A 1,895-nucleotide genomic window follows, 5' to 3' on the forward strand; every position below is an offset into this window, starting at 1 on the left:
CCCCAAAACCCCAAAACCCCAAAACCCCAAAACCCCTAACATTACTGATTCATATAAGTGAATCTCTAAAATGAAGAATTTATCCCAGTATAAACTTATTATATAGGATACATTAGATAAATCCAGACTGTTTCTTATAAATTATGAAATGTTATAGTATTGGGATGTATATATAGGACTAAACAATGAACACATAAATAATGGAAAAACCAAAGAGTACTAATATGGTATACTTGATTGGGTATGTTACCACCCTCCTGTTTGGCTCACTCATTTTTGGGTACAACATTAATGTGTTCTCTATATTTACTGACATGTTCATGCAATCCTTTAATTGGGAAAATGACAGTAGTAAGAAAGACCTTTGGTCTTCAATTATGACCACTGTACTCCCAGCAGGAGCTATGGTTACAGCTCTTACCTCTGGGCCCGTTATAAAGAAGAGCAAAAGACTTGTGCTCTTCATAGGAGCCTTCCTCTGTGCTATTGGAGTACTTTTCATGTCAATTATCTTCAATCCTAATATGGAAAGCACTAGTGGTGCACTTACTATATTTTGCATTGGAAGAATATTCATGGGATTTGCTGTTGGTTTCTATTCCAGTGTAGTCCCACCCTATATCAATGAAATCTCTCCAAAACACCTTACTGGAGCATTTGGCTCTTGCCATCAACTTTGTATCACTTTTGCAATCTTGATTGTTTCCATTTTTGGATTAGGTCTTCCAACTCTTAGTAATCAAGAAGTAAGAGACCACCTTTCATGGAGATTTGGCTATGCAGGACCTTTCTTCCTCTCATTAATCCAAGTGATTCTTATATTGACTGTCTATCGTTACGAAAGCGCAGTACATTACCTATCTAAAGGTGATGAAGAAAACGCAAAACTCAGCTTACAGGCTATCTACAGTGACCCCAATGAAGCAGAGGCAATATTCAAAGAGATGTCCAATGCAGCAAAATGCACAAACTCTGGTGATAGCAATGAAGAAGTGACTGGATCACTTTATTCAATATACAAGAAAGCCTTCTGGTTTGGAATCCTATTACCAGCAATCCAACAATTAACTGGTATTAACGCAGTCATGTTCTACGCCCCGACCATGTTCGAAAACCAAGGTGACATAAAGACACTTCTGAACTTCATTGTGATGCTTCTCAACTTCCTCTTCACAATTGTCTCTATGTTTACCTCTGATAAGTTTGGAAGAAAGATTCTCTTTGTACTTGGTTGCTTTGGATGTGGTGTTGGACTTCTTATGGCAACTATTGGCTACACTGAAGATGAGACGGAAGGAATGACTGCTTCCAGCTATATTTTCGATATTGGAGTTTTCCTCTTTACTGCTTCTTTCGGTATTTCTCATGGGCCTGTCTGCTGGACTTATGTATCAGAAATCCTTCCATCACAATGGATGGGATACGGTGCAGCTTCTTCATGGACCTTCACCGTTATTGTCGGGCTTGTGACCCCTTACATGCTTTCCGGAATTGGCAGATGGTCCTTCCTAATCTTTCTTATGTTTATGGTTGTCTCAGCTGTCTTCTTCATAATATGCCTTGATGAGACTAAAGGAAAGACTAAGAAAGAGATTATGGGTATGTTCAGAAGTGAGGTAAAAAGCAAAGTGAAAGAGAATTCAAATGAACTACCAAAACCAATTGAAGCACCACAGAACTTAGATGAACCACAGGCTATCAATCCTGTCCCAGAATTATAAAAAATTTAGAAGTATAAACTGATTCGTATAATTTTCAATAATAAATCAGTAAAAATAATAGTCTCATTCATATGTTATATTGTATGAACATTATATAGTTATCGTATAAATCTAGTAGTACATTACATTAACTAGTTAGGGGTTTTGGGGTTTTGGGGTTTTGGGGTTTTGGGG

1 protein-coding gene is annotated in these 1,895 nt (G+C 37.5%); it reads left to right on the forward strand.

Features of this window, described 5'->3' with window-relative positions; all coding sequences use genetic code 11:
* The first annotated feature begins 200 nt into the window (after positions 1-200).
* A complete protein-coding gene (locus ACRDCA_RS28625) occupies positions 201-1,721 on the forward strand; it encodes a sugar porter family MFS transporter (protein WP_438692554.1) in 1,521 nt (506 codons plus the stop codon).
* Positions 1,722-1,895: the final 174 nt, after the last annotated feature.

The organism is Serratia sp. (in: enterobacteria) (assembly GCF_051654945.1).
In the GTDB taxonomy this organism is placed as follows: domain Bacteria; phylum Pseudomonadota; class Gammaproteobacteria; order Enterobacterales; family Enterobacteriaceae; genus Chania.